At 58.4% G+C, this 21,799-nt stretch carries 24 protein-coding genes and 2 pseudogenes; 14 read left to right on the top strand and 12 right to left on the bottom strand.

The annotated features are described in order from the left end of the window. Window positions 1-106 precede the first annotated feature (106 nt). Both ACQKP1_RS22705 and ACQKP1_RS22700 read left to right on the top strand, forming a co-directional pair. The gene (locus tag ACQKP1_RS22705; RefSeq protein WP_097137466.1) at window positions 107-529 is read left to right on the top strand and encodes a hypothetical protein; all 423 of its coding nucleotides are present in this window, start codon (window positions 107-109) and stop codon (window positions 527-529) included. A gap of 359 nt (window positions 530-888) precedes the next feature. Next, complete coding sequence (locus ACQKP1_RS22700; protein WP_427277129.1) at window positions 889-1,332, top strand: NrsF family protein; 444 nt, start codon at window positions 889-891, stop codon at window positions 1,330-1,332. A 75-nt stretch (window positions 1,333-1,407) separates the two neighbouring features. Here the strand turns inward: ACQKP1_RS22700 and ACQKP1_RS22695 are convergent, their stop codons facing one another. The 3 genes from ACQKP1_RS22695 to ACQKP1_RS22685 form a co-directional block, all read right to left on the bottom strand. Continuing rightward, on the bottom strand, window positions 1,408-2,682 hold the full coding sequence (locus ACQKP1_RS22695) for a class I SAM-dependent methyltransferase (RefSeq protein ID WP_427277128.1): 1,275 nt from the start codon (window positions 2,680-2,682) through the stop codon (window positions 1,408-1,410). A 137-nt stretch (window positions 2,683-2,819) separates the two neighbouring features. Continuing rightward, window positions 2,820-3,476, bottom strand: a complete 657-nt coding sequence (locus ACQKP1_RS22690) for a methyltransferase family protein (protein ID WP_097136873.1) — start codon at window positions 3,474-3,476, stop codon at window positions 2,820-2,822. 21 nt (window positions 3,477-3,497) lie between these two features. Continuing rightward, window positions 3,498-3,770, bottom strand: a complete 273-nt coding sequence (locus ACQKP1_RS22685) for a DUF2933 domain-containing protein (protein ID WP_077546201.1) — start codon at window positions 3,768-3,770, stop codon at window positions 3,498-3,500. Between the two features lie 1,573 nt (window positions 3,771-5,343). On the opposite strand from ACQKP1_RS22685, the gene ACQKP1_RS22680 reads away from it, so the two are divergent. Beyond that, window positions 5,344-6,108: a Crp/Fnr family transcriptional regulator gene (locus tag ACQKP1_RS22680; RefSeq protein WP_097136877.1), complete on the top strand. Its 765-nt coding sequence runs from the start codon at window positions 5,344-5,346 to the stop codon at window positions 6,106-6,108. Window positions 6,109-6,346: 238 nt separating this feature from the next. On the opposite strand, the gene ACQKP1_RS22675 is transcribed toward ACQKP1_RS22680, so the two are convergent. From ACQKP1_RS22675 to ACQKP1_RS22665, 3 genes and pseudogenes are all read right to left on the bottom strand, one after another. Next, window positions 6,347-6,967 (bottom strand): RNA polymerase sigma factor, encoded by a 621-nt coding sequence (locus ACQKP1_RS22675; RefSeq protein WP_172977939.1) that lies wholly within the window; start codon window positions 6,965-6,967, stop codon window positions 6,347-6,349. A 437-nt stretch (window positions 6,968-7,404) separates the two neighbouring features. Then, window positions 7,405-7,881, bottom strand: a pseudogene (locus tag ACQKP1_RS22670) (MFS transporter); the annotation flags it as partial. Further along, window positions 7,881-8,141, bottom strand: a complete 261-nt coding sequence (locus ACQKP1_RS22665) for a metal-sensing transcriptional repressor (RefSeq protein WP_097137468.1) — start codon at window positions 8,139-8,141, stop codon at window positions 7,881-7,883. The pseudogene ACQKP1_RS22670 and the gene ACQKP1_RS22665, both read right to left, overlap by 1 nt. A gap of 1,012 nt (window positions 8,142-9,153) precedes the next feature. On the opposite strand from ACQKP1_RS22665, the gene ACQKP1_RS22660 reads away from it, so the two are divergent. The 6 genes from ACQKP1_RS22660 (at window position 9,154) to ACQKP1_RS22635 (ending at window position 13,823) form a co-directional block, all read left to right on the top strand. Continuing rightward, the gene (locus tag ACQKP1_RS22660; RefSeq protein WP_427277127.1) at window positions 9,154-10,293 is read left to right on the top strand and encodes a cytochrome D1 domain-containing protein; all 1,140 of its coding nucleotides are present in this window, start codon (window positions 9,154-9,156) and stop codon (window positions 10,291-10,293) included. A gap of 70 nt (window positions 10,294-10,363) precedes the next feature. Then, window positions 10,364-10,765, top strand: a complete 402-nt coding sequence (locus ACQKP1_RS22655) for a hypothetical protein (RefSeq protein ID WP_115672697.1) — start codon at window positions 10,364-10,366, stop codon at window positions 10,763-10,765. A gap of 75 nt (window positions 10,766-10,840) precedes the next feature. After that, window positions 10,841-12,325: a multicopper oxidase family protein gene (locus ACQKP1_RS22650; protein ID WP_037094843.1), complete on the top strand. Its 1,485-nt coding sequence runs from the start codon at window positions 10,841-10,843 to the stop codon at window positions 12,323-12,325. Next, a complete protein-coding gene (locus ACQKP1_RS22645) occupies window positions 12,322-12,756 on the top strand; it encodes a c-type cytochrome (protein WP_077546207.1) in 435 nt (144 codons plus the stop codon). The genes ACQKP1_RS22650 and ACQKP1_RS22645 overlap by 4 nt, the downstream gene beginning before the upstream one ends. 141 nt (window positions 12,757-12,897) lie before the next feature. Then, window positions 12,898-13,329: a c-type cytochrome gene (locus ACQKP1_RS22640; protein WP_037094849.1), complete on the top strand. Its 432-nt coding sequence runs from the start codon at window positions 12,898-12,900 to the stop codon at window positions 13,327-13,329. Window positions 13,330-13,454: 125 nt separating this feature from the next. After that, entirely contained in the window at window positions 13,455-13,823 is a 369-nt protein-coding gene (locus tag ACQKP1_RS22635) for a hypothetical protein (RefSeq protein ID WP_052821447.1), read from the top strand. Window positions 13,824-13,861: 38 nt separating this feature from the next. On the opposite strand, the gene ACQKP1_RS22630 is transcribed toward ACQKP1_RS22635, so the two are convergent. The 3 genes and pseudogenes from ACQKP1_RS22630 to ACQKP1_RS22620 form a co-directional block, all read right to left on the bottom strand. Further along, window positions 13,862-14,113, bottom strand: coding sequence for a copper-binding protein (locus tag ACQKP1_RS22630; RefSeq protein WP_072492835.1), 252 nt, complete (start codon window positions 14,111-14,113; stop codon window positions 13,862-13,864). Between the two features lie 18 nt (window positions 14,114-14,131). Then, the gene (locus tag ACQKP1_RS22625; protein WP_077546209.1) at window positions 14,132-14,608 is read right to left on the bottom strand and encodes a cupredoxin domain-containing protein; all 477 of its coding nucleotides are present in this window, start codon (window positions 14,606-14,608) and stop codon (window positions 14,132-14,134) included. A gap of 31 nt (window positions 14,609-14,639) precedes the next feature. Continuing rightward, window positions 14,640-15,948 (bottom strand): annotated as a pseudogene (locus ACQKP1_RS22620) (multicopper oxidase family protein). Between the two features lie 59 nt (window positions 15,949-16,007). Here ACQKP1_RS22620 and ACQKP1_RS22615 point away from each other — a divergent pair. The 3 genes from ACQKP1_RS22615 to ACQKP1_RS22605 all read left to right on the top strand — a co-directional run bounded on the left by ACQKP1_RS22615 (window position 16,008) and on the right by ACQKP1_RS22605 (window position 17,824). Next, entirely contained in the window at window positions 16,008-16,259 is a 252-nt protein-coding gene (locus ACQKP1_RS22615) for an antitoxin (RefSeq protein WP_112828946.1), read from the top strand. Continuing rightward, window positions 16,256-16,567 (top strand): type II toxin-antitoxin system RelE/ParE family toxin, encoded by a 312-nt coding sequence (locus tag ACQKP1_RS22610; RefSeq protein ID WP_427277126.1) that lies wholly within the window; start codon window positions 16,256-16,258, stop codon window positions 16,565-16,567. The genes ACQKP1_RS22615 and ACQKP1_RS22610 overlap by 4 nt, the downstream gene beginning before the upstream one ends. A 310-nt stretch (window positions 16,568-16,877) precedes the next feature. Further along, a protein-coding gene (locus tag ACQKP1_RS22605; RefSeq protein WP_427277151.1) for an IS630 family transposase occupies window positions 16,878-17,824 on the top strand; the annotation gives its coding sequence in 2 pieces (ribosomal slippage) (window positions 16,878-17,217 and window positions 17,217-17,824; 948 coding nt in all). 119 nt (window positions 17,825-17,943) lie between these two features. Here the strand turns inward: ACQKP1_RS22605 and ACQKP1_RS22600 are convergent. From ACQKP1_RS22600 to ACQKP1_RS22590, 3 genes are all read right to left on the bottom strand, one after another. Beyond that, entirely contained in the window at window positions 17,944-18,414 is a 471-nt protein-coding gene (locus ACQKP1_RS22600; protein WP_112828944.1) for a DUF305 domain-containing protein, read from the bottom strand. A gap of 362 nt (window positions 18,415-18,776) precedes the next feature. Continuing rightward, on the bottom strand, window positions 18,777-20,135 hold the full coding sequence (locus tag ACQKP1_RS22595; protein ID WP_279875230.1) for a sensor histidine kinase: 1,359 nt from the start codon (window positions 20,133-20,135) through the stop codon (window positions 18,777-18,779). Further along, on the bottom strand, window positions 20,122-20,799 hold the full coding sequence (locus ACQKP1_RS22590) for a winged helix-turn-helix domain-containing protein (RefSeq protein ID WP_427277125.1): 678 nt from the start codon (window positions 20,797-20,799) through the stop codon (window positions 20,122-20,124). The genes ACQKP1_RS22595 and ACQKP1_RS22590 overlap by 14 nt, the downstream gene beginning before the upstream one ends. Before the next feature lie 185 nt (window positions 20,800-20,984). Between ACQKP1_RS22590 and ACQKP1_RS22585 the strand changes: the two genes are divergently transcribed. Both ACQKP1_RS22585 and ACQKP1_RS22580 read left to right on the top strand, forming a co-directional pair. Next, window positions 20,985-21,257, top strand: a complete 273-nt coding sequence (locus ACQKP1_RS22585; RefSeq protein ID WP_427277124.1) for a hypothetical protein — start codon at window positions 20,985-20,987, stop codon at window positions 21,255-21,257. A gap of 109 nt (window positions 21,258-21,366) precedes the next feature. Beyond that, window positions 21,367-21,789: a hypothetical protein gene (locus tag ACQKP1_RS22580; protein ID WP_427277150.1), complete on the top strand. Its 423-nt coding sequence runs from the start codon at window positions 21,367-21,369 to the stop codon at window positions 21,787-21,789. Window positions 21,790-21,799 lie beyond the last annotated feature (10 nt).

The raw sequence follows: 21,799 nt of genomic DNA, 5'->3' as shown, positions 1-21,799 counted from the left end.
GGGCATCAAACCCCGCAAGGGTCGCGGAGCCTCACGGAAGTTCGCTGTCGGAGTAGATCACATGGCGGTAAGGGCATGGCTGCGTAGCTCTGGTGTGCTGATCGCAATGATGCTCGCGATCGGCACCGCAATGGCAAACGATGGCTATCAGAAAGCCGGCGGCCTTGCCGTTTACCTTGGCATCGTCCCGGCTCCTGTCGTCCGGGGTCATCCGAGCGGTCACCCGGAAAGCACAATGCACGGCGGGCCTGGAACCGCGCCGCATCAGCAACACCTCGTCGTCGCCGTTTTCGACGACCAGACAGGCGCACGCGTGCAGAACGCGAGCGTGTCCGCAACCATCAGCGGCCTGGGTCACGTTGGCCAGCAAACCATCCAGCTCGAGCCGATGAAAATCGAGAACACGATCACCTACGGTGGTTTTGTCACTCTCTCGGGAAACGATCGCTACGCCATCGCCGTCGAGATCACTGTTCCGGGACGTTCGCGGCCGATCTCGGTGACATTCTCCAGTGATCACGTCCAATAAAGCGACAAACAGGCGTCAGGCCTTTGCTGCAGCAACGCCCATTTCAATCTGTTCGAATTCGGATCGGAAAGTGTGGCAAAGGTAACAATTTGCCGTTCTCCTGCGAATGACACATCGAACCCTCGTGCGGCGGCCCTTCATCTGAACCACCCGCCCTGGAGTATCAGCCGGCGATGGGCGCGGCTTTCAGTGGAAACTGACGATGACGCGGCGGCGACTACGAACGGAAGATCTGATCGACAGGCTTGCGGCGGATATCAGGCCGCGACACGTTGAAAGCCGAATCCGGACCCGCCGGCTCTGGGTGGTCGTCATCCTTGCGATCGTGGTGCCGGCGCTCCTCTTAGCGCGGCCGCTTCGTGCCGCTGGCGCTTTTGATCGTGCGCATCTCACCGCTATCCCGGTCCTGGCTCCTCCTGCCCCTGATCGTCCTGGGGCTCTGGCTCGTGTCGGAATTTACCAGCATCGCCCTCGACGTCTCCCGGGAGGGTTGGCGTGCTTTCGCCTTCGAGACGAGTCCACAATGCCCGCTCGTTATCGGGATCGTCGGAATTCCGATCTTCTTCGCGATGCTTGGCCTCGGCGGGATCGGCCTGATCCTGTGGAGGGGGCCGACCATCACGGTCGCCGCTCTGTCAGCCTTTTCCCTGCCTGCAACCATGCTCAATCTGTTTCATGGCCTGGACACCGGCGCGATGGTCCTGCTTTGGCATTTCGGCGCGATCGCAATCTTCTCCATGACAGCGGCCTTTTTGCTCAATCGGCGTATTCCTCGCATTGTGTGTGACTGGCTCGCGTTATGATCAGCGAAGCGCGCGACAAAAGATGAACTGGATCAAGGGGGCACAAGCAGCCGTTTACGGCGAGGCAATGGCTTTTCAGCCGACCGCCACGCATGAGTGTTCCTGTGCCGACTCACATTCCGGCTGTGTGGTACTGACCGCCTGCAAGCGACGCTCTTCCCGCTCGATATAACCCCGCGTCAGCGGGACGGCGTCCTGTCGCCTGGCGATCTGGATCTGGAACACCATCATCCCCTGATAGCGGAAAGCGAGTTCCGAGACGCCGAGATAATACTCCCACAAGCGCGCAAAGCGCTCATCGAAGAGATCGACCGCCTCAGTGCGGCGGGCGAGAAATCGCTCGCGCCAATGTCTGAGCGTTTCGGCATAGTGAAGGCGCAGGATCTCGACATCGGTGACCACGAGTCCCGCCCGCTCGATCGCCGGCAGGACCTCGGAAAGAGCCGGTATGTATCCGCCCGGGAAAATGTATCTGGCGATCCACGGGTTGGTGAAACCCGGCGGATCGGAGCGGCCGATCGAGTGCAGCACGAAAATGCCTTCATCATCGAGCAGATCGCGGCATTTTCGGAAGAACTCATCGTAGTGATTGACGCCGACATGTTCGAACATACCCACTGACACGATTCGGTCGAAACGTTCGTTCACGTCCCTGTAGTCCTGCGATCGGAATTCCAGACGCGCCGGATCTGAAGCCGCCGCTGCCCGCCCCCTGGCAAATTCGAGTTGTTCGCTCGAAAGCGTGATCCCGGTGACATGGGCGTCGAAAGCCTCAGCCAGGTAGAGCGCCAGACCGCCCCAGCCGCAGCCGATGTCGAGCACGCGCGCATGACGACCAGGCAGGAGCTTCGCGGCAATGTGGCGCTTCTTGGCCTGCTGCGCCTCATCCAAAGACATGTCTGCTCTTTCGAAATAGGCGCAGCTGTACTGCATGTCCTCATCGAGGAAGAGTTTGTAGAGCTTGCTGCTGAGATCGTAGTGATGAGCAACGTTTCGCCTGGATTTCTGACGGCCGTTTTTCTGCACCCGCCGCCGGAGAGCAAAACGCAAGCGGGAGAGTATCTTTGTCGTGATCGGCGCCGCGTCGTTCTGCTCCTGGGACAGAAGCTGCTCGAGCAACTCCGTGATGGCGCCCTGTTCGATGATAAGGTCGCCGTCGACGAAGGCTTCGCCAAGCCGCAACTCGGGATCGAGCAGAACCCGACGCTGCGCCGCGGCAGTTCTGAACCGCACTGCCACCGCCGGACCGGCCCTGTCACCGAAGCTCCTGGTGACCCCGTTGGCGGTTGTTATCGTGAGAGTCCCGGTTTTGACAAAGCGACGAAGGGTTTTGAAAACAAGGGCATCCATGACGGGGCTTTCTAGTCAACGTTGGTATATCCCGACTAGAAAGCGTGCGATCCCGCCGCAGACTTTAACGTGGGTTGAAAAGGGTGAGCGGGAAAAGCCATGATCGATGAAAGACGAACAGTCGCCCGCCATCTTGATCACCCGCTCGCTTTGGCGCGTCGCGCCGACAGGCGGGGAATGAATGCCGGCACTTCCCGCATATAGCGCGCATAGGCGTCGCCGAATTCGGCGAGCGACTCGCGTTCTTCGTGTTTGGAAAGGCGCCAATACATGAAGACCAGAATGGGGAACATCGCGAGCGTGAGCAGGGTTGGCCACTGCAGCAGGAAGCCGAACATGACCAGAACGAAGCCGACATATTGTGGATGCCGAACCCAGGAATACACCCCCGAGGTGGCGAGCGCGCGCTTGCGTTGCGCTTCGTAGAGCATCTTCCACCCGGCCGAGATGAGGACAAAGCCGCCGCCGATGAAGACGAAACTCAGCAGGTGGAACGGACCGAAATGGGGATTGGCGCGCCAGCCGAACAGCTCCTCGAGCAGGTGACCTGCGTCATGGGAGAACCAGTCGACGCCGGGATAGCGGGACTGCAACCAGCCGGAGAGCAGGTAGATCGTCAGGGGAAAACCGTACATCTCCGTGAACAGCGCCACGATGAAAGCACTGAAGGCGCCGAAGGATCGCCAGTCTCGCGGCGTTGATGGCTTGAAGAAGCTGAACGCGAAGAAGATGAAGACGATCGAGTTGAGGATGACGAGGGACCACAGGCCGTACGCGGGAATGTCGTCTTGCATGGCGCGCTCCTAGATGGAATTTCAGTGCTGATGCGGCGACTGCTGTCGCGCGGACGAGCGGTCGCCGCCGCCGCCATGCCCACTATGTCCGCCATGCTTGCCGTGCATGAAGACATGCAGGAGGGGGCAGGCAAGGATCAGCAGCCAGGGCAGCCAGCCGAGCAAGTGCGCGCGGTGTTCCGTGAGGAGATAAAATCCCGCGATTGCGAGGAAGCCGTAAAGGGCGATGTTGGCCGCGCTGAAACGCCGCCCCGGGTTCTCGTCTTTATGCAATTGGTCTCGGTTTGTTTCCATGGTGCTTCATCCGACAGTTTGAACACGCCGATGGCTCCGCGATGCCGGTCGAATGTTAAGGCCAGTCCGCAGGAAGGTGCTCTTCTTACCCCGGATGATGCTGCGACAGATGTCTGGAATCTTTGATGTGAGTTAAGTTTCAGATTGCTTCCCGGCGAACCAGGCGATGCCTCGTTTCCGAAAGCCAGTCGGTTGCTCTTCGTTCTAGCCATTGGCTTGCCGCCCTCCCGCAGAATTCACCCCCAATATGCCAGGCTGAAACTCAAATTAAGCTGGAGGCAAGTCTTCGAACCCGCGGACCAACGTACCGATCGAGCGAGCGCATGATCCGATCCGAACATCAATACCCTGCATTCGAAGGCGATTCCGCTCTGAGTCCGCGATAAAGCCGCATACGAGATGAGTAGCTCCGCTTCCGACGATGAGGTCGTAGGTGGCCGCGGTGGTGCGTTGCGGGTTCCGCCGAAAATCACGCGCGCCAGTGGCGGGGTCGATCAGCAGCAGTCCCTCGGATTTCGCGAAGAAGGGGCTGAGCATGGTTCTTCTGCGCGTGCGCACGATGAGCACGCCGATGATGCGTTTTCGATCTGCCGGTACAGAGGCTATCGATGACATTTCCATCCCGCGGGAGGATTCTGTGACGATGAGAGGAGCATCATTTTGCCGCTCGCTCTTTAATCTCGATCAAGCATGGCGGGTAGCATGGGCGGCCAGCCCGTCACGTATTCGCGGTAGGGATAACGAGGCACGCTATAGCGACGGATTCCAGTTGGCGTGTTGATCTGGATCAAACCGGTCTGGCAAACAATGTAGTGAGATGCAAAGGTAGCTTTCTCGTCTCGTGTGCAGAGAACCAGTCCAGGTGCATGCGGAGCGAGGGTGCGCGACCTGTGAACCGCCGAGAATTCGATTTTATGCTTCGGTATCTGGCACTGCTGATTGTTAGTGTGATCGCTGTCCTCGCACAAGCCGGACCATCGATGGCGCACGTCGGTCAATCGACACCGAGCGTTTCGGAGAGACATCAGGCTACCTCATTGCTAAAGGTCGCCATGGCGGACGACGACGATTGCGTCTCGGGTTCAGGTTGTTGCAGCGCCATATGCGCACCCTGTGTTGTATCCCTATCAGCACAGTCCCTGGGTTTCTCGCGCTTCCTACCCACGTCTTCGCGCACTTGGGTTTCGCGCCAGGATTGCTTGCGCTCGATCATCCTCGGCCGCGATCCGCCTATCCCCCGATATCAGCTCATCTAAGGCCATTCAGGTCGATCGTCAGCCACGCCCGTCAGACCGGCGTGAACGGCAACACGACCATAATGTGCCTTGCCGATCGCTTCGCGCTTATCGCGCCGAAGGCTCGGTCCATCAATGATCTATTGATTGGCTGCGCAAGCGCGGCCGCCGCAACGGGCCAGGAGCCCGGGAGGTGTAATGTGAGCTGGCATCAAGCGTCTTTATCAGGAGAGACATCCCGGTCGCTCCGTTGCGACCATTGGGAAACCGCTGAGAACGCACGGAATGTACCACCCTTACCAAATTTCCCCATTACCGTGTCCCTCCACAAGACGGCCATGCAGGCCGACGAGGTGACCAAACGACGAGGACGTCACAAACAGGACAATGACAGTGAGGCGCACACCGTTGCCTTGCCAGTCGACGCACACAGACTGATTCCCAACTACCGCAATGGCGACCGACGCGTCGAAGCCGGCCGGGATCTGTTCAGCATAGGATTCGACGGAAAGGCCATCTTCAACCTTCTCGACGGATGGGTAGCCATCTACACATTGCTGGAGGACGGCAGACGGCAGATTGTCCAATTCGCCCTGCCGGGCGCGGTTCTGGGTGTCCGTTCATCGAGGAGCGCGCCCGCAACCGTCGGTGCTCAAGCCCTGACCGACGTCGTGGTATCGGTCATTCCGACCTCTGTCCTGACGTCGCATTCGCGTGCAGACCCCGACATTACCATGCGCCTGGCGCGCTCACTTGCACACGACTGCAATCTGGCTTTCGATCATCTCACCAGCATAGGTCGGCGTTCAGCGCGCGAACGGGTCGCTCATCTGCTCCTTGAATTGTTCACACGTTACCGTGCACAATGGCCAGGACATCGCAGCGAGGAAATGGTGCTGCCGCTTACCCAGGAGCAAATCGGCGACGCCACCGGCTTGACCTTCGTTCACGTGAACCGTGTTCTCAGCGCGCTGCGCAAGGAAGGAATCGTCCAGTTCCACTACCGGCGTCTGCGAATAATCGATCCGGATCGCCTCATCGAAGTATCCGGCGTCGATCCGGAAATCGCGATGGCCTGGCTTGAACGACGACCCTGGGGGTAGCGCTTCGTCAAAGGGATTTGGCGCAGCATATACTCATTGCAGGGGCGCTCGCCGGCCGCAGGCTGTCTTGTCCGTCGCGGTGGCTTTCATCGATGGACTCCCGGATGAAATTCCAACCGAAGTGCGAACCGAGGCTCTGATCGAGTTTCCGCCGCTCGCCTATCAGGCCAGGTTCGGCAGCCGTGCAAATGCGTATCCAGCAACGGCGCGATTCTGAAATCGAGCCAGTCGAGTATCCTCAGCGAGATACATCTTCGTGAGCTTTGCGGATCTTCTCGGCTTTCTCGCAATGACAGTCGAGAAAACCATGGATCGGACAGGTGCGGCACATCTCTTCCAAACGCTTGCGTAGCGCTTGCCGCCCGCGGTGGAGTCGCACCGCGACATTGTTGAGCGAGGTGCCAAGGCTTGCTGCCAATCTGTCGCGAGGCTCGCCCAGGATATCAGCCCGCCAGACGATGTCCGAATACTCGGGTTTCAAAGTTGGAAGCAGACGATACAGACAATTGCAGACCGCTGCATCGAGCTCGGCGTCAACAGGTTCACTCTCGATCTCGGCGTCGTCGACAGCGGTTTCCCGACGCCGTCGCCTGCTCAAGTTCCGCTGATGGTCAACAAGGGTGGTGGCGAGGATGCGGCCCAGCCAGCCCCGAACGGTGCGGATATCTCTGAGTTGAGATGCGCGCTCCAGCGCCCGAAGGGAGAAGCGCTGCAACACCTCCTCCGCATCGTCGCGATTCCTAAGGCGGCGCTGGAGGAAGACCAGCATTTCCTCTCTCGCCTCGACAAGCGCCCGCTGGACGGCAGCATCAAGAGGTTTCGCGGCATCGTCAGACTTACCGGAACGTTGCGTATCCATTCTCTTGCCTCCAGCTTCGGTCATCCTCCGCATTTTCCTCCTGCACGGGGCAGCTCCCAAAATTCGCCTGATGTTGGACAGGCGCGGCTGATAAGTCTTTAACTCTAATCAAGTGTCATGGCCCCACTACGAACAGGATAAGCACGCCAGCGATGCGATCCGACAATGCCGATCAGGTGGGGCTCTGTTCTATCGCACGGTCTCGCGGCCTCATGCAGGAGCTGCGATCCAAGAGCCGTGCATTATCGTGCCACAAGCCGACCCGTTACTCTCTGACCCGTACGACGCAGCTTGGTGGCCACATGCCAACAGATTACTTTATGATCGCTGCTCGCTAGGCAGCCGAGACGAAGAGCGGAGTGACTGCAGAGCGAGCGGGGTCCGACAACCCGACAACATTGTCAGGTTCGCCGTGAGGCCCTCCATCAAGGGATGATAAGGAGGCCGATCACCGTGCCGGCAAACAGATTGTGGAAGGAGATGAAGGCGAGAAGTGCTGCCGCCAGCATCGGGCTGACGATGCTTTCCAGATCGTAGGCCGCCGGGATAGCGACAGCGCGCGCGTATACTCCTTTTCTTCCAGCAATATGTTGGAGATCGTCGCCTGGAAGGTCGGCGTGAAGGCGGCCGAGGCCGACTGCAGGACGAGGATTCGCACATAGACCTGCCAGATTTCGGTAACGAGGGGCAGCAACACAGACACGGAAGCGCGCACGAGATCGAGCGCCACCAACATGGCTCGCTGCGGCACGCGCTCGGCGAAAGCCGATGCGATGGGCGCGACGGCCACATAGGCGATCATCTTGATGGCGAGCGCGTCCGCCCGGCACCGCGCCGGCGTGGGCCCCGGCCAGCTCGATCCCTTGGGCAAGAAAGAGATGGCGATAGGTCCGGTTCTTGAGGATCGCGAAGATCAGAGATATTTCGCTTCCTTGAACACATCAACCGAACCGCTTTTTTGGCGCGGAAGGGACCCGACTGTTTCCTCAAGGCAATGATCGAAATGATCGAGGCATCGTTTTGCTTCTTCGATCATTTCGATTACGCTGCCACGGTGACCTCGAGCACGCTTCAGGCGCTTTACAATGTGTGGGTGTGTTTCATGAAGGTTTGAAGTCGAACCCCTACCAGCAATCCTATCCGCCGTAGACGATAAGGCGCCGCATTTCGCCATAAGACACCTAGCCCTCACACTCCGTTGGACATAATCGACCATCTTCTCGATGAAGCAGACCCGGCAATATACTTACCGTCTGCTCAATAGATATTCCCGCAGCCTTCCACGCAATCATCGGGATTGGCGCGCCCGACCGCCTCAGCGAGCAGCATCGCTAGCATTTAAGACCCCCTTGTTTGATGCAGCGCAAATTCGTCACGCTGGATCTGCGCTAGGTTTGCCCCAGTTTCGATGTTCAAGTAAACCGAAGGATGAGCCGAGGTGGCCGCCGGCGTGACAATGGTCAAGGCGTTCAGAGGGTCGCACGGGTGGGCGACCGCCTTGCGGCGCGGGTTTATCCTTTTCCTCGCCATCGCGTTCGGGCTTACGGCGTTTCTCACAGATGGCGGGCATCAAGCGCGTGCTGCTTCAAGGGAGGGCATCCCGGCGCTCATGACTCAAGCTGCGGATTGTGCCGACCTCCTCGTGCGCATGCCCTGCGACAACGATACCCAACGCGGCTTCGAGCACCCGTGCGACAGCGGTCACTGCCTGTCGGGCCTCGGGTGCTTCCTCTGCGCTCCGCTGAACACGGCCTGGAGCTGGCGCACGTTGAACGGCGAGACAGTCTCGCCGGCTGCATCGCCCGTGCCCTCATCCGCGGAGTTGCGTCGTCAGAAGCGACCTCCGCGATCCATCTTGGTCATCTGAGCACCTTCGGCCTGTTCTGTCCGTGTGCTCCAGCCGACCCGAGGACTGGCACAATGCCTTAGTCTTCCGACCGTGCGCGTCCCAGGCCGCCCAACGATACGGCCGAGGAGACGAGCCGTTCTGCGTGACGCCGACGTGACATAGCCTCCAATCGTCGGCTGCCGGCGAGCCAGAAAGGGCCATGCACGGACCTTGCCGAAATCGGTAGGCAGCGGCACGCGAGGAAGTCTTCGGTATCCGCACGCCGGGCCACTTTTCAAACTCACCTCAAGATGTGCTCGAGCAGCCCGCAAGGCTGCGAGCCGAGGAGCTGAATACCATGTTAAAGACCCACTCGACCCGTTCGATTTCCATCACCGCGGCAGTCCTGACAGCAACCGCGATTCGCAGACGTGCGGCCATGCTGGCCTTCGCGACGGCATCGGCCCTGGTGCTTGCTATTCCGTTCGCCGCCACCGTCCGAGCGGAGCCTGCTGCAACCGGCTTCGTCTATACGGCCGATGAATTTGGCAACACCGTTAGCCGCATCGACCTTACCACGGAAAAGATCGACATCGTTCCGGTCCCGATCACGCCCCACAACGTGCAGTTCGTATCGGGAAAAGATTTGGTGCTGGCGGTGGGCCTGCCGGTCGCCGGCAAAGCTGAAGACGCTCATGCGTCCAATGGGGCTGGCCATGGCGGCGACGGACATGGTGATGCCGCTGTCGCAGGCCAATTGATCGTCCTCGACGCGGCCGATATTTCCTCCGGCGTGAAGGCGTCGATCCCCGTGGGTGGGCATCCTGCGCATGTGATCGCAGACGCGCAAGGCAATCGCGCCTACGTCTCGAATTCCGAAGACGACAGCTTGTCGGTCGTTGATCTTGCCAAGGGCGAGGTCGTCGCCACGGTCGGCACCGGCGACTACCCCCACGGCCTGCGGATGAGCCCGGATGGAAGCGCCATCTATGTCGCGAATGTCCAGGACGGTACTGTTTCGGTTATCGACACAACGGCGCTTTCGGAAGTTGCCAGGATCAAGGTAGGCGTTGCGCCCGTCCAGGTCGGCTTCACACCTGACGGAAAGCGGGTCTATGTCTCGCTGCGCGATGAAAACAAGGTCGCCGTTATCGACACGCAGTCGCGCGAGGTGATCGCACGCATCAATGTCGGCCGTTCGCCCATCCAGGTTTACGCCACGCCTGATGGCCGGCTGGTTTACGTCGCGAACCAGGGAACCGAAACGGAGCCGAGTGAGACGGTCTCGGTTATCGATGTCGTAGGCGGGAATGTCGTGAAGACCATCCAGACGGACAAGGGCGCTCACGGCGTGACGGTCGTTGCCGACGGAGCCTTTGTCTTCGTCACCAACATCGTGGCCGGGACCGTTTCCCAGATCGACGTCGGCAGCCAGTCCGTGGTCAAGACATATGCTGTCGGCAAGGGACCGAACGGCGTCACCTATCAGGCGCAGTGATGCAACGTCGGGGCGGCGCTTCGCCGCCCCGCACGACCTAAGCCTCAAACCTATGATCAGGACGGCCGGCATGCAGGCTTCATCAATGGACAAAGGGTCGGCGAGGCTCTATTCTTTGCCCATGCTTCGCGCGTTGCTTATCATTGTTACAACCATCTCGCTTGCCGCTGCTTCTTTTGCCGTTCAAGCACACGAGACCCGCATGTCCGGGATGTTGGAACGCGCCGCGCTGACGCAGCACATGGAGCAAGCCTCTTCTTCGATGGCCGCTTGCAGCGAAGGGAAATCCTGCAAAGCAGATGCCGGATTGTGCGCCTTCGCCTGCGCCGGAATATCGGCCTGGCTTCCGGTTGTGCGTACTTCGGCAAAGCAAATCAGCTCGCGGCAAAAATATCCCTTCCCGCCGGATGCCGTCTTCGTTGCGGCAGCTCCCGGCCGGAATGATCGCCCTCCTATATCGCGCCTCCTCTGAGCCTGCGGCGGGGCTGATCCCGCTGCGATCCATTTGGACCTTTCAGGCGGGACAGATCGTCCCGAGGTGACGAATATGACGACCTTTTCACGACGCGGCTTCCTCGCCGCCAGCGCAGCCATGCTTGCTGCATCCCATTTCCCCATCAGGGCCTACGGCCAGGACGCGGCTGCGATCCGCCTGGCCGCCACCAGCCGCACGCTCGATATAGACAATCGACCGGCCACCGTTTTCGGACTTGCTGGTCCCAACGGGCAGGGGCTGCTCCTCGATCCGGGCGAGCGATTTCGGGTGGATCTGACCAACGATCTCGCCGAGTCCACGATCATTCATTGGCACGGCCAGATTCCCCCGAACGCTCAGGACGGCGTCCCGGATATGCCGCAGCCGCTTCTTCAGCCCAGTGAAACGCGCAGCTTCGATTTCGCGCCCCAGCCCGGAACGCACTGGATGCACAGCCATGTGCCGATCCAGGAAATGCGATTGCTCGCCGCGCCGCTGATCGTCCGGAGGGCAGAAGACCTATCCGCCGATCGGCAGGAAGTCGTCCTGTTCCTGCACGACTTCGCGTTCAAGACACCGGAAGAAGTGCTGGAAGAGATCACCAGCGCAAGCGCTGATGGACATGGCGCTGCCGGCATGTCACGCGCGATGCAAGGCATGAACCATGGCGGCATGCCTGGAATGAACCAGGGCGAGGCCGGGGGAATGGGCTCGATGGCCATGGATATGGGTAACATGGCGATGGATCTCAACGACTACGACTGGGATGCCTATCTCGCCAATGACCGAACCCTGTCCGATCCCGATGTCGTTCAGGTCGAACGCGGCGGCCGGGTTCGCCTCCGTGTCATCAACGCAGCCGCAGCCACCGTTTTCTGGATCGACACGGGCGAAGCACAAGCCCGGCTCGTCGCCGTCGACGGGCATGAGGTCCAGCCGGTCGCGGGTTCGCGGTTCGGGCTGGCCATGGGGCAGCGTCTCGACCTGGAGATCGACCTTCCAAATGAGACCCGCGCATGGCCGATTCTGGCGCTCAGGGAGGGCGAACGTGAAAGGACCGGCATTATTCTCGCCCCCGCGGGCGCCACGATCGACAGGATCGATTCCCTTTCAGCGAATGACGCCCCGGCCTTCGACACGGACTTGTCTCAGGAGTCACGGCTGGTCGCTGTCGACACGCTTGCCGCCCGTCCGGTGGATCGAAGCCACATGATCATGCTCGGCGGCTCGATGCAGCCCTATGTCTGGACCATCGACGGAGCAACATGGGGCAAGCATCGGCCGGTTGCCGCAACGAGCGGCGATCGGGTGGAACTGATGTTCCACAATATGTCGATGATGGGGCACCCGATGCATCTGCATGGGCATGCATTCCAGGTTGTTGGCATCAACAGGCGACGCTTCGAAGGTGCGCGCCGCGATACCGTGTACATACCGCCGATGTCGATGGTCACTGTTGCCCTTGATGCCGGCGAGGCCGCGAGCTGGATGTTGCATTGCCATCATATGCCGCATCTGGCCACCGGGATGATGACCGAGTTCAGGATCGCTGCATGAAACCGCTCTGGATCGCGGTCGCCGCAACTCTCCTGGCGGCGGCCGGTGCGATCTTGGTCGGAAAGGGACGATCCGGTCAGGAGGCGAGCGATCGCATCGCCCTTGGCCGGGCAGTCTATCTAGCGAACTGTGCGAGCTGTCACGGCACGAAACTCGAAGGCCAGCCCGACTGGCGCAGCCCGGGCACGAGCGGCCGCCTTCCGGCGCCGCCGCATGACGAGACCGGTCACACCTGGCATCATTCGGACAGGCAGCTCCTCGCAATCATCACCGATGGGACCGCCGCGGTGGTTGGCGGTGGCTACGAGAGTGACATGCCCGGCTTTCGGGAGGCTCTGACCTCCGCCGAGATCGAGGCTGTCCTCGACTACATCAAGAGTACCTGGCCGCAGCGAGAGGCAGACTACCAACGCCGCATCTCGAACGGCTGACACGCCGGAGGCCACGAAAACAATTTCGTGGCCCCACATCGCCATCGCGCGCCGCCCCACCACCACATTCATGCCGACGGGTTCGGTAGTTGATGGCGGCAGAGAGGGTGTTCGGCGGCCTAAAGACATAAGGATTCACAAATGAACAAGAGAAACGTCTTCGCTCTGCTCGTCGCCGCGGCAGCGGTTGCGGGCTTTGCGCTTTGGAATCGAACCGGATCGGAAGACGAAGCCAGAAGAGGAGTATCGGGCCAGGGGACGGCATTGTCGGTTGTCGTGCCTTCGTCATTGTCCGACACCGCAAAGATGGGAGAACGAGCTTTCAACGCCGTCTGTGCAGCGTGCCACGGCAAGAACGCGGCCGGAACCGATGCCGGCCCGCCGCTCATCCATCGGATATACGAACCTTCTCACCACGGAGACTACGCCTTTGAAATGGCCGTCGCCAACGGCGTGCGCGCGCATCACTGGAAATTCGGAAACATGCCTCCTCAGCCGGGTCTGACGAGGGCCGACGTCGCTACGATCGTGGCCTATGTGCGCGAGCTTCAGCGGGCGAACGGCATCAATTGAGGAGCATTGGCGGCGAGATACCCTGCCAGACCTGTCGAGGCGGGTTTGAGGAAATCGGGCGGCTGCGAGTGGAGTTGTGGTGTGATAGGATGAGGCGGCCAAGTCGCCTATGGGAGGGGTGTGCAATGCGAACTGGCATAACATGCGCATTTGTCGTTCTGGCTTTGCTGGTGTCGGCGTCAAATGCCCAAGAGGATCAGCCGTTTCATACGTCTTATTTCGCGGATGAAACGACCATCAGCCTGTCCGTGACCGTCGCGGCAACCTCTCTTGACCCGGAATATAATTTCGATGTGCAAGTCGCGCTCACGGAGCGCGGACCCGAGGGTCAGATCAGATTCATCGACCACAGCGCCCACCTTGCAAAGGTACGATGCGCCGCGCCGAAGGCCGTCATGATCGGCCAATCAGAGTTTATGCTGTCGGATTCGCCCGAGCCGGGGGATTGGAAGCAGGATCTCTGGCGCACCTTCTGCCTCCTGCCGGTCTCATGAGGAACGGGGCCGCGCTGCATCCAGCGCGGCCCTGTGCTTCACTTGACCGCAACGAACTGGACCTTTGCGCCGACCTTGAGCTTTTCCAGCATCGCGTCATCAGCGACCTGGAATACCATCGTCATGGCCGGCATCTCGAGGTTCTTCAGCTCTTCATGGATGAGCGTGACCTTCTTCGCCTTCTCGTCCAGCTTCTTGACCGTGCCGCTGGTGAATTCCTGCGCGAAGGCGGCGGTGCCGAAGGCGAAGGCGACGGCGCCGGCGAGTGTGATTCTTGTGATAGCTTTCATCGTCATTTCTGTTGCTCCTTATTTCTTCGCGACCGTGACGTCGCCGTGCATGCCGGAATCGTAGTGACCGGGAACGAGGCAGGCGATCTTGAACACGCCGTCGTTGGTGAACTTCCAGACGATCTCGCCGGATTTTCCGGGCGCGAGGCGAATGGCGTTCGGATCCTCGTGTTCCATTTCCGGGAATTTCTCCATCACGGCTTTGTGCTCCATGATCTTGTCTTCCTGGTCGAGCACGAATTCATGATCGACCTCGCCCGCATTCTTGATCGCGAAGCGAACGGTCTGGCCCTGGCGGACCTTGAAGGTGCTTGGTGTGAAGATCATCTTGCCGTCATCCGTTTCCTTCATCGTGACACGGATGGTCTGGGACGCCTTGGCCTTTTCACCGGGTTCGCCAACGGCCATTTCGCCATGACCGCCCTCATGCGAACCGGATGCAAAAGCAGCGGTGGCAAACGTTGAGAGTAGCAGACCAACTAGAATGCGTTTCATAATCGTTTCCTTTGTCGTTTCTGGGAGGAAGTTAACCGTGATTGGAATGGGCAGACGGAAGTTGTGTCTTGGCATCTTTCGCTTTGACAGGCTCGGGCAAGCTCCCGGTCCATTCCCACGCCTGCGTGCCGGGAGGGTTCTCGTACCAACCCGGATCGCTGTAGTCGCCCGGTGAGATACCCTCGCGGACCTTCACCACGGAGAACATGCCGCCCATTTCGATCGGGCCGTGGGGACCCCACCCGGTCATCATGGGGACGGTGTTCTCCGGTATTTCCATCGACATTTCGCCCATATCCGCCATGCCGGCCGTCCCCATGGGCATGTATTCGGGACGGATCTGCCTGATCTTTTTTGCAACCTCCTTCTTGTCGACCCCGATGAATGTCGGGATCTCGTGACCCATGGCATTCATGGTGTGATGCGACTTGTGGCAATGGATCGCCCAGTCGCCGACGTACTTCGCGTCGAACTCGTAGGCGCGCATCGCACCGACAGGGATGTCGATGCTGACCTCGGGCCAGCGCCTCCGGCCTGACCCAGCCGCCATCGGTGCAGGTCACCTCGAAATCGTAGCCGTGCATGTGGATTGGATGGTTCGTCATCGTCAGGTTACCGACGCGAACACGAACCCTGTCGTTCTTGGAAACGACGAGCGGATCGATCCCTGGAAAGACGCGCGTGTTGAACGTCCAGAGGTTGAAGTCGGTCATTTCCATGATCCGGGGCACGTATGTTCCCGGATCGATGTCATAGGCGCTGAGCAGGAAGACGAAATCCCGATCCACCGGCATGAACTTCGGGTCCCGGGGATGGATGACGAAGAAGCCCATCATCCCCATCGCCATCTGTACCATCTCGTCCGAGTGCGGGTGGTACATGAAGGTGCCGGATTTCACGAGATCGAACTCGTAAACGAAGGTCTTGCCAGAGGGGATGTGAGGCTGCGACAGCCCGCCAACACCATCCATCCCCGACGGCAGGATCATACCGTGCCAATGAATGGTCGTGTGCTCCGGCAGCTTGTTGGTCACGAAAATGCGAACCCGGTCGCCTTCGACTTCGATGGTCGGACCCGGTGACTGGCCGTTGTACCCCCAAAGATATGCGGTCATGCCTTCGGCCATCTCCCGCTCCACCGGCTCGGCAACGAGGTGGAATTCCTTCACCCCGTTGTTCATTCGGAACGGCAAGGTCCAACCGTTGAGGGTGACGACCGGATTGTAATCTGGGCCGACCGTCGGCTTTACCGGGGTTTGCGTGGCCGCCGAGTCCATGAGAGCGGCTTCCGGCAAGCCCATGTTGGACGTTTGCGCCCAGGTCTTACGATAACGCTGCAATGGTGGCTACTGAACCACATATGTGCTAATGTGGGTCTATAACTTCGGGAGTACGTCGCATGAGCCGCTTGACGATCGACATAACGGACAAACAACATCAAAGCCTGAAAGCGCTGGCCGCTCTGCAGGGCAAGACAATCAAGCAGTACGCACTTGAGCGCCTGTTTCCCGTCGACGTCGAGGGAGAACGGGCCTGGGAAGAGTTAAAGACGTTGATGAATACGCGCATCAGTGAGGGGCTCGCCGGAAAACTGTCGACCAAAACCGTAGGTGAGATCCTCGACGAGGAGATTGCCGAAGGTCGCGCTTGACGGCTTACATCCTGACCGCAGAGGCAGAATCCGATCTTCGCTCGGTAATCGGTTACACACGGGCACAATGGAGTGCCGCCCAGGTACGTCACTACGTCACGGCTTTGGAGCGAGGAATGGAGAACATTGCCGCGGGCAAAGCTCCCTTCAAGGATCTGAGCGCGCTCTATCCGGCGCTGCGGATGGCGCGATGCCAGCATCACTACATCTTCTGTCTGCCTCGAGACCATGCGCCCGCTCTCATCGTAGCGATTCTTCACGAACGAATGGATCTCATGAGGCGTTTGGCTGACCGTCTAAACGAGTGATGTTTTCACGACGGGAGGAACTCCTGCGCGCGTGCTAGATAAGCCCTTGTCTTCGAGCGATCAAAAAGGTGTCGTCGGTTCGGATCCCTTCAAGAGCAGGAGGCGACCCGCATCTTAGAGGCAGAAGCTGATCCCGTTTCCGTACCGGGCACACCCTGCCAAAATGCAGTGCTTCTTCCCCCGTCTCTGGTTGTGGATCCACGCTGCGGACGCCGCCTTTTAGGGCGGTTCCCTGACTGAGTGAATCTGCGGGGCTTTGCAAATCAGGCGGGTTCTGATTCAAACTATCTGCCGATGGAGGTCGGCAGATATGTCAAAAGCTCTCTCTGTCGATCTGCGTGTTCGCGTGCTTGCTGCTGTTGCCGTTGGTGCGACCCACCGCGAGGCTGCCGAACGGTTTGGCGTGAGTGCCGCAAGCGTCAGCCGCTGGCGAAATCTGCAACTTCGCCAGGGCGACGTGCGACCTGGTCCTCTTGGCGGAGATCGAAATTCTCGAAAGACAGAGGCCCATGGCGAGGCGATCATGGCATGGCTCGCTGAGCACCGCGATGGAACCTTGTTCGAGCTGCGCGACGCGCTTTCTGCCCAGGGCATCACCATCAGCAAGTCGGCTTTGCACCGGTTTCTTGTCCGGCACGGCCAGACTCGTAAAAAAAGACTGGCCACGCGGTAGAGCAAATCCGTCCGGACGTCCTGGAACAGCGCCAGCAGTGGTTCGATGATCAACTGGACCTTGATCCTACCAAGCTCGTCTTCATCGACGAAACCTGGACTGCGACGAACATGGCGCGCACGCACGGACGCTGCAGCAAGGGAGAGCGCCTGCGAATGGGCTTTCCGCACGGCCACCGCAAGACCACGACGCTGGTGGCTGGCTTGCGCAGCACGGGAATGGTTGCACCGCTCGTCATCGACGGGCCAATCAATGGAGAATGGTTCGAGGCCTACGTCGCCCAGGTTCTTGTGCCGACCCTGAAGCCTGGCGATGTCGTCATCCTTGACAATCTCTCCAGCCACAAGCGACCGGCGGCGCGTGAGATGATCGAGGCTGCCGGTGCGCGCATGCTGTTCCTGCCGCCCTACAGCCCAGACTTCAATCCCATTGAAAAGGCATTCTCGAAGCTCAAAGCGCTCCTGCGCAAGGCGGCAGAGCGCACCGTGACCGGCCTGTGGGACAGGATCGGGAAATTGATCGACCTCGTCGAGCCTCAAGAGGCCCGAAACTTCTTCACATCATGCGGATACGATCCAACATGAAAGGGAACCGCTCTAAACGGCGCCCTTGAGGTCATGACGACACTCATCGGTGCCGAATTTTAGACCAATACTGCAATTATATCCTGGAGCTTATTCGTCGGGCAGCTAAACGGCACTGGTCAGTCGACGTTCGGCGCAGCCCCCGGGCCGCCTTCAAGCTCTTGGATAAGAGCCTTCATCTCAGCAATTTCTCGCTTTTGAGCCTCAATGATGCCGTCGGCAAGTTTTCGGACTCTTGGATCCACAATCTTTGCTCGGTCAGAAGTCAAGATTGCGATGGAGTGGTGTGGTATCATCGCCTTCATGTAATCCACATCGTCAACCGTCACCTGGCTGCGAAGGAGGTACAGCGACCCCGCAAAAACCACGGCGCTTACGGCGAAAATTGCTATGTTGGCGCGCCGATTACTATACATTCCGAGCATGAATAACAACATGATGACCGCCATGCTTGCTCCCATGTAGAGAGCCGCAAACGACCTTGTTTCGCTGAAAAATAGGTGGTCTGCAGAGAATGTGTTAAGATACATCAGGCCAAACATGACCACCGTCGAGACGGTGATCATTGCAAAGAATCGCTTGTAGGACATTCATCAACCTCTTGGATACGACACGATACCTGAGAAACAACTCTCCCATGGGGGAAGGTTCCTGCTGCAAGAAAAAAAAGTCGATCATCAGGTTAAGAGGCAGGTTCTTGGTGGCATGAGAGGCGGCCGATGAATAGGAATTGTAATGGTACGGGCGGATACCCCATTCGATTAGTGCATAGATAATGTACGAATTACCAGAATGAGCCCGAAAAAGAGGAATAGCAAGACTGCAATAAAGGTCAGAGACCGTCTTGCTCGCCGAACGACTATCGGTCGAAGACTGCGTCTCATGCGTCTGCTATAAGAATTCATAAGCATAACCCTAAGAAATAGGTTTCCTCTCGGACGCGTCAGTTCTTTCAATCTGTATCAACGCTTGTGAAAGTGATACCTACTTTTAGTCCGTGTGGGCAGTGAACAATTTGTGGTCGCGCGCCATGAAGCTCTGCGATTGCTTTGACCATACTGAGACCCAGCCCAGAGCCGGATGTGGTCCTGCTTTTCTCAAGACGATAAAATCGCTCAAAGACCTTTTCATGCTCTTCCTCGGGTATACCCGGGCCATCATCGGAGACGGTTAGGCGGATTGTATCCGCTTCACGCTGAACTTCCAACGAGATCGTGGTACCAGCTGGGGTGTGTCTCAGCGAATTTGTCAGTAGATTTGCTAGCAATTGCCGTATAAGCGCCGGATCACCGAGTATAAAGCAGTCAGCTTCCTCGACGATAATTGAAAGGCTGTAGCCAGATTCGATAGCAACAGCCTCGTAGGCCTCGTAGAGTTCAAGCGCCAGGGCTTTAAGATCGAAGTAGATAAAATTTGTAGTGCGATTGCGAGCTTCGATCTGCGCTATTCGAAGAAGCGCGTCGAAAGTGTTGGCAATAGACTGTAGCTCAGAGAGTGCCAGGTCAATACCTGCCTTTATCTCTTGAGTGTTGGTGAGCTGCAGGGCATCGTTAAGAACTAGAAAGGTACGAGCGATGGGGGTTCTCAGATCGTGCGCGACATCTGTGGTGACCTGCTTCATGGCGAGAACGCTTGCCTCGAGACGAGCCAGTGCCACGTTCACTTCCGTCGACAGCACATCAATGTCGTCCATCCGGGTCGAGACAGGAAGCCGCTTGGAGAGCTCGCCATGCCCTATTTCGTGAGCTGTGCGGCAAAGTGTGGAAATTCTTTTGCGATTAATATAAGCCAGCAGAGCAGCGCCAGGAATGCCTACTGCGACGATCATCGCAGTTGCCCAGCCAAAGCTTGTCATGACGATCCCGGACAAGTGATCCGTATCGCCGTAACTGATACCGACCGTTAGGTCATATTCTCCCAACGATCCGCGGAACAATTTATAATGGGAAGTGGCCGCAAGTAGCCCACCAGGGGGCTGAACTGAAAAGCCTTGAGGAACATTCGCTAACTCAGCGTTACCAGCAATTGATGAGCCAGAGGGGTCGCGGAGGGTGTAAACTGTTTCTTCACCTCTGATGGCGGGCCCATGGCTCTCAATCATTTCGATGGCGCCGGCAATTCCTTTTGCCTCATAGGCGGAAGAAATTTCCCGATACCGTTCCATTACGTTCGCGTTCAGCCGATCATCAAGAAAGCCCATCACCATCTGGTACGCTATGGTGTTGGCGACCAGATAAGCAGCTGCGAAGAGACCGATGTAAATGGCAGCAAGCCGAACAGCGGTGCTTTTGACAATGTTACCCGCGAGCATGCAGGGTATAGCCTGTATTTTTTATCGTGTGCAGAAGCGGTTTTGGGAACGGCTTGTCTATCTTTGCCCGTAAGCGGCTAATGTGGGTCTCGACCACAGAGCTCTGCGGGTCGAAGTTAAAATTCCAGATCTTCTCCAGGAACATTGTCTTGGTAAGAACTCGACCTTCGTTGCGCATCAACAGTTCTAACAACGCAAATTCGCGAGGCAACAGTTCGATGGCGTTCCCGTCACGAGTCGTGGTTCTTGAAACCAGATCCATCTCTAAGTCGCCTACTCGCAACCTCGTCTTCTCTGTCGCAATCGGTGGGCGTCGAACAAGAGCATTGATCCGCGCGGTTAATTCGGAAAACGCAAACGGTTTGATGAGGTAATCGTCACCACCAGCATCGAGCCCCTCAACTCTGTCGTCCACGCCGCTCATCGCCGTCAAAAATAACACTGGTGTGCGAACAGACGCGGCGCGCAGACTTTTGACGAGGCTTAATCCATCAAGTCCGGGTATCATACGATCGACAACCAGCGCATCGTACCCGGTGTCTAAGCCGGCTGTCAGTGCGTCGCGCCCGTTTGTGAGCCAGTCTACTGAATGTCCAGAACTAGCCAGCCCCTTTTGAATGTAGCTCCCGGTAATCTGGTCGTCCTCAATCAACAGTATTTTCATCAGATCAAGAATCTCCCTGAGCGATCCGCACACTGAAAAAGCCGTCCCGTCTGATTTCGTCAAACTTGCGGCAATCATTCTGTATGGCGATTACAAATTTGTATGGCAGAAGACAGGCCGCAGACAACACCGTGTCTTATGTTTCATTTGCTGCAAGTCGCAGTGATTAGACGAGGATAAAAAAAATGATGAAACGCATTGTGTTCGCCGCCGCCGCTTTTTTCCCCATTGCCTCTGGCGCGTTCGCTTTCACGCTTTTGAGCGAAAACGCATCGCCGATCACGCAGATCACTCAGGGACATGGCAGCCCTGGCGATTCCGCAACGTCACAATCGGACCCCAACGTGACTTTCCGAGTGTTGGATAACGGCTGGGTCGAGCGTACGAACAGTCGATACGGCTCGAGGTCGATCATCGATCCTCGGGCAGAGTACCTGCGCAACAGCAAGACGCGGTAACTTCAACCCGGCTCGGCCTGTGTTGTGAGCGGTGGTTCGGAGGCTCAAGCGTGATTGATGTGCAACACGGTCATCATGAACCGATGATGCTTGGGGTTTTCAGTTGACAGTGGTCAAGCAGACAGCAATTTATGCTCTCATGAAAGAGCGTGGTCGATTCATATCGGCATTACTGCTGACTTTTCGTCTGGTGATACTCGTATCACTGGCGGGATACAGTTTGTCCACGGTCAATGCGGCCATGCACCTGGAGATGCCCGTCAAAGAGACGCAGGCCGAGGCCGGTCACCCGCCCTCCCACAAGGGCGGGATCCGCGCGCTTGCTGACATGGGCGCTCACAGCGATCACCATGAGCGAAGCGGATCCAAGATCGCAGACAAAAACTGCTGCCAAGAATTCTGTGTGGTTGCAGCTATTGAATGCGATGCTACCGGCCTCCTCCATCCGATCCCGGAGCGGGTCAGCGGGAGCCGTCAAGACCCGCTCTCTCTGGGCGTGGCGCCGCGCGTTACTCTGCCACCGAATATCTGAGCCCTAGCGA

This window comes from Allorhizobium sp. NPDC080224 (assembly GCF_050281005.1).
GTDB lineage: Bacteria > Pseudomonadota > Alphaproteobacteria > Rhizobiales > Rhizobiaceae > Allorhizobium.
Note: the sequence above shows the minus strand (reverse complement) of the source record. Positions and strands in the feature narration are given on the sequence as shown.

What these genes read in the sequence shown, in the direction of transcription:
- ACQKP1_RS22705 (WP_097137466.1), top strand. Translation starts at nt 107, where the DNA reads ATGATGCTCGCGATCGGCACCGCAATGGCAAACGATGGCTATCAGAAA.
- ACQKP1_RS22695 (WP_427277128.1), bottom strand. Translation starts at nt 2,682, where the DNA reads ATGGATGCCCTTGTTTTCAAAACCCTTCGTCGCTTTGTCAAAACCGGG.
- ACQKP1_RS22690 (WP_097136873.1), bottom strand. Translation starts at nt 3,476, where the DNA reads ATGCAAGACGACATTCCCGCGTACGGCCTGTGGTCCCTCGTCATCCTC.
- ACQKP1_RS22685 (WP_077546201.1), bottom strand. Translation starts at nt 3,770, where the DNA reads ATGGAAACAAACCGAGACCAATTGCATAAAGACGAGAACCCGGGGCGG.
- ACQKP1_RS22680 (WP_097136877.1), top strand. Translation starts at nt 5,344, where the DNA reads ATGCAGGCCGACGAGGTGACCAAACGACGAGGACGTCACAAACAGGAC.
- ACQKP1_RS22675 (WP_172977939.1), bottom strand. Translation starts at nt 6,967, where the DNA reads ATGGATACGCAACGTTCCGGTAAGTCTGACGATGCCGCGAAACCTCTT.
- ACQKP1_RS22665 (WP_097137468.1), bottom strand. Translation starts at nt 8,141, where the DNA reads ATGGCGAAATGCGGCGCCTTATCGTCTACGGCGGATAGGATTGCTGGT.
- ACQKP1_RS22660 (WP_427277127.1), top strand. Translation starts at nt 9,154, where the DNA reads ATGTTAAAGACCCACTCGACCCGTTCGATTTCCATCACCGCGGCAGTC.
- ACQKP1_RS22655 (WP_115672697.1), top strand. Translation starts at nt 10,364, where the DNA reads ATGCAGGCTTCATCAATGGACAAAGGGTCGGCGAGGCTCTATTCTTTG.
- ACQKP1_RS22650 (WP_037094843.1), top strand. Translation starts at nt 10,841, where the DNA reads ATGACGACCTTTTCACGACGCGGCTTCCTCGCCGCCAGCGCAGCCATG.
- ACQKP1_RS22645 (WP_077546207.1), top strand. Translation starts at nt 12,322, where the DNA reads ATGAAACCGCTCTGGATCGCGGTCGCCGCAACTCTCCTGGCGGCGGCC.
- ACQKP1_RS22640 (WP_037094849.1), top strand. Translation starts at nt 12,898, where the DNA reads ATGAACAAGAGAAACGTCTTCGCTCTGCTCGTCGCCGCGGCAGCGGTT.
- ACQKP1_RS22635 (WP_052821447.1), top strand. Translation starts at nt 13,455, where the DNA reads ATGCGAACTGGCATAACATGCGCATTTGTCGTTCTGGCTTTGCTGGTG.
- ACQKP1_RS22630 (WP_072492835.1), bottom strand. Translation starts at nt 14,113, where the DNA reads ATGAAAGCTATCACAAGAATCACACTCGCCGGCGCCGTCGCCTTCGCC.
- ACQKP1_RS22625 (WP_077546209.1), bottom strand. Translation starts at nt 14,608, where the DNA reads ATGAAACGCATTCTAGTTGGTCTGCTACTCTCAACGTTTGCCACCGCT.
- ACQKP1_RS22615 (WP_112828946.1), top strand. Translation starts at nt 16,008, where the DNA reads ATGAGCCGCTTGACGATCGACATAACGGACAAACAACATCAAAGCCTG.
- ACQKP1_RS22600 (WP_112828944.1), bottom strand. Translation starts at nt 18,414, where the DNA reads ATGTCCTACAAGCGATTCTTTGCAATGATCACCGTCTCGACGGTGGTC.
- ACQKP1_RS22595 (WP_279875230.1), bottom strand. Translation starts at nt 20,135, where the DNA reads ATGCTCGCGGGTAACATTGTCAAAAGCACCGCTGTTCGGCTTGCTGCC.
- ACQKP1_RS22590 (WP_427277125.1), bottom strand. Translation starts at nt 20,799, where the DNA reads ATGAAAATACTGTTGATTGAGGACGACCAGATTACCGGGAGCTACATT.
- ACQKP1_RS22585 (WP_427277124.1), top strand. Translation starts at nt 20,985, where the DNA reads ATGATGAAACGCATTGTGTTCGCCGCCGCCGCTTTTTTCCCCATTGCC.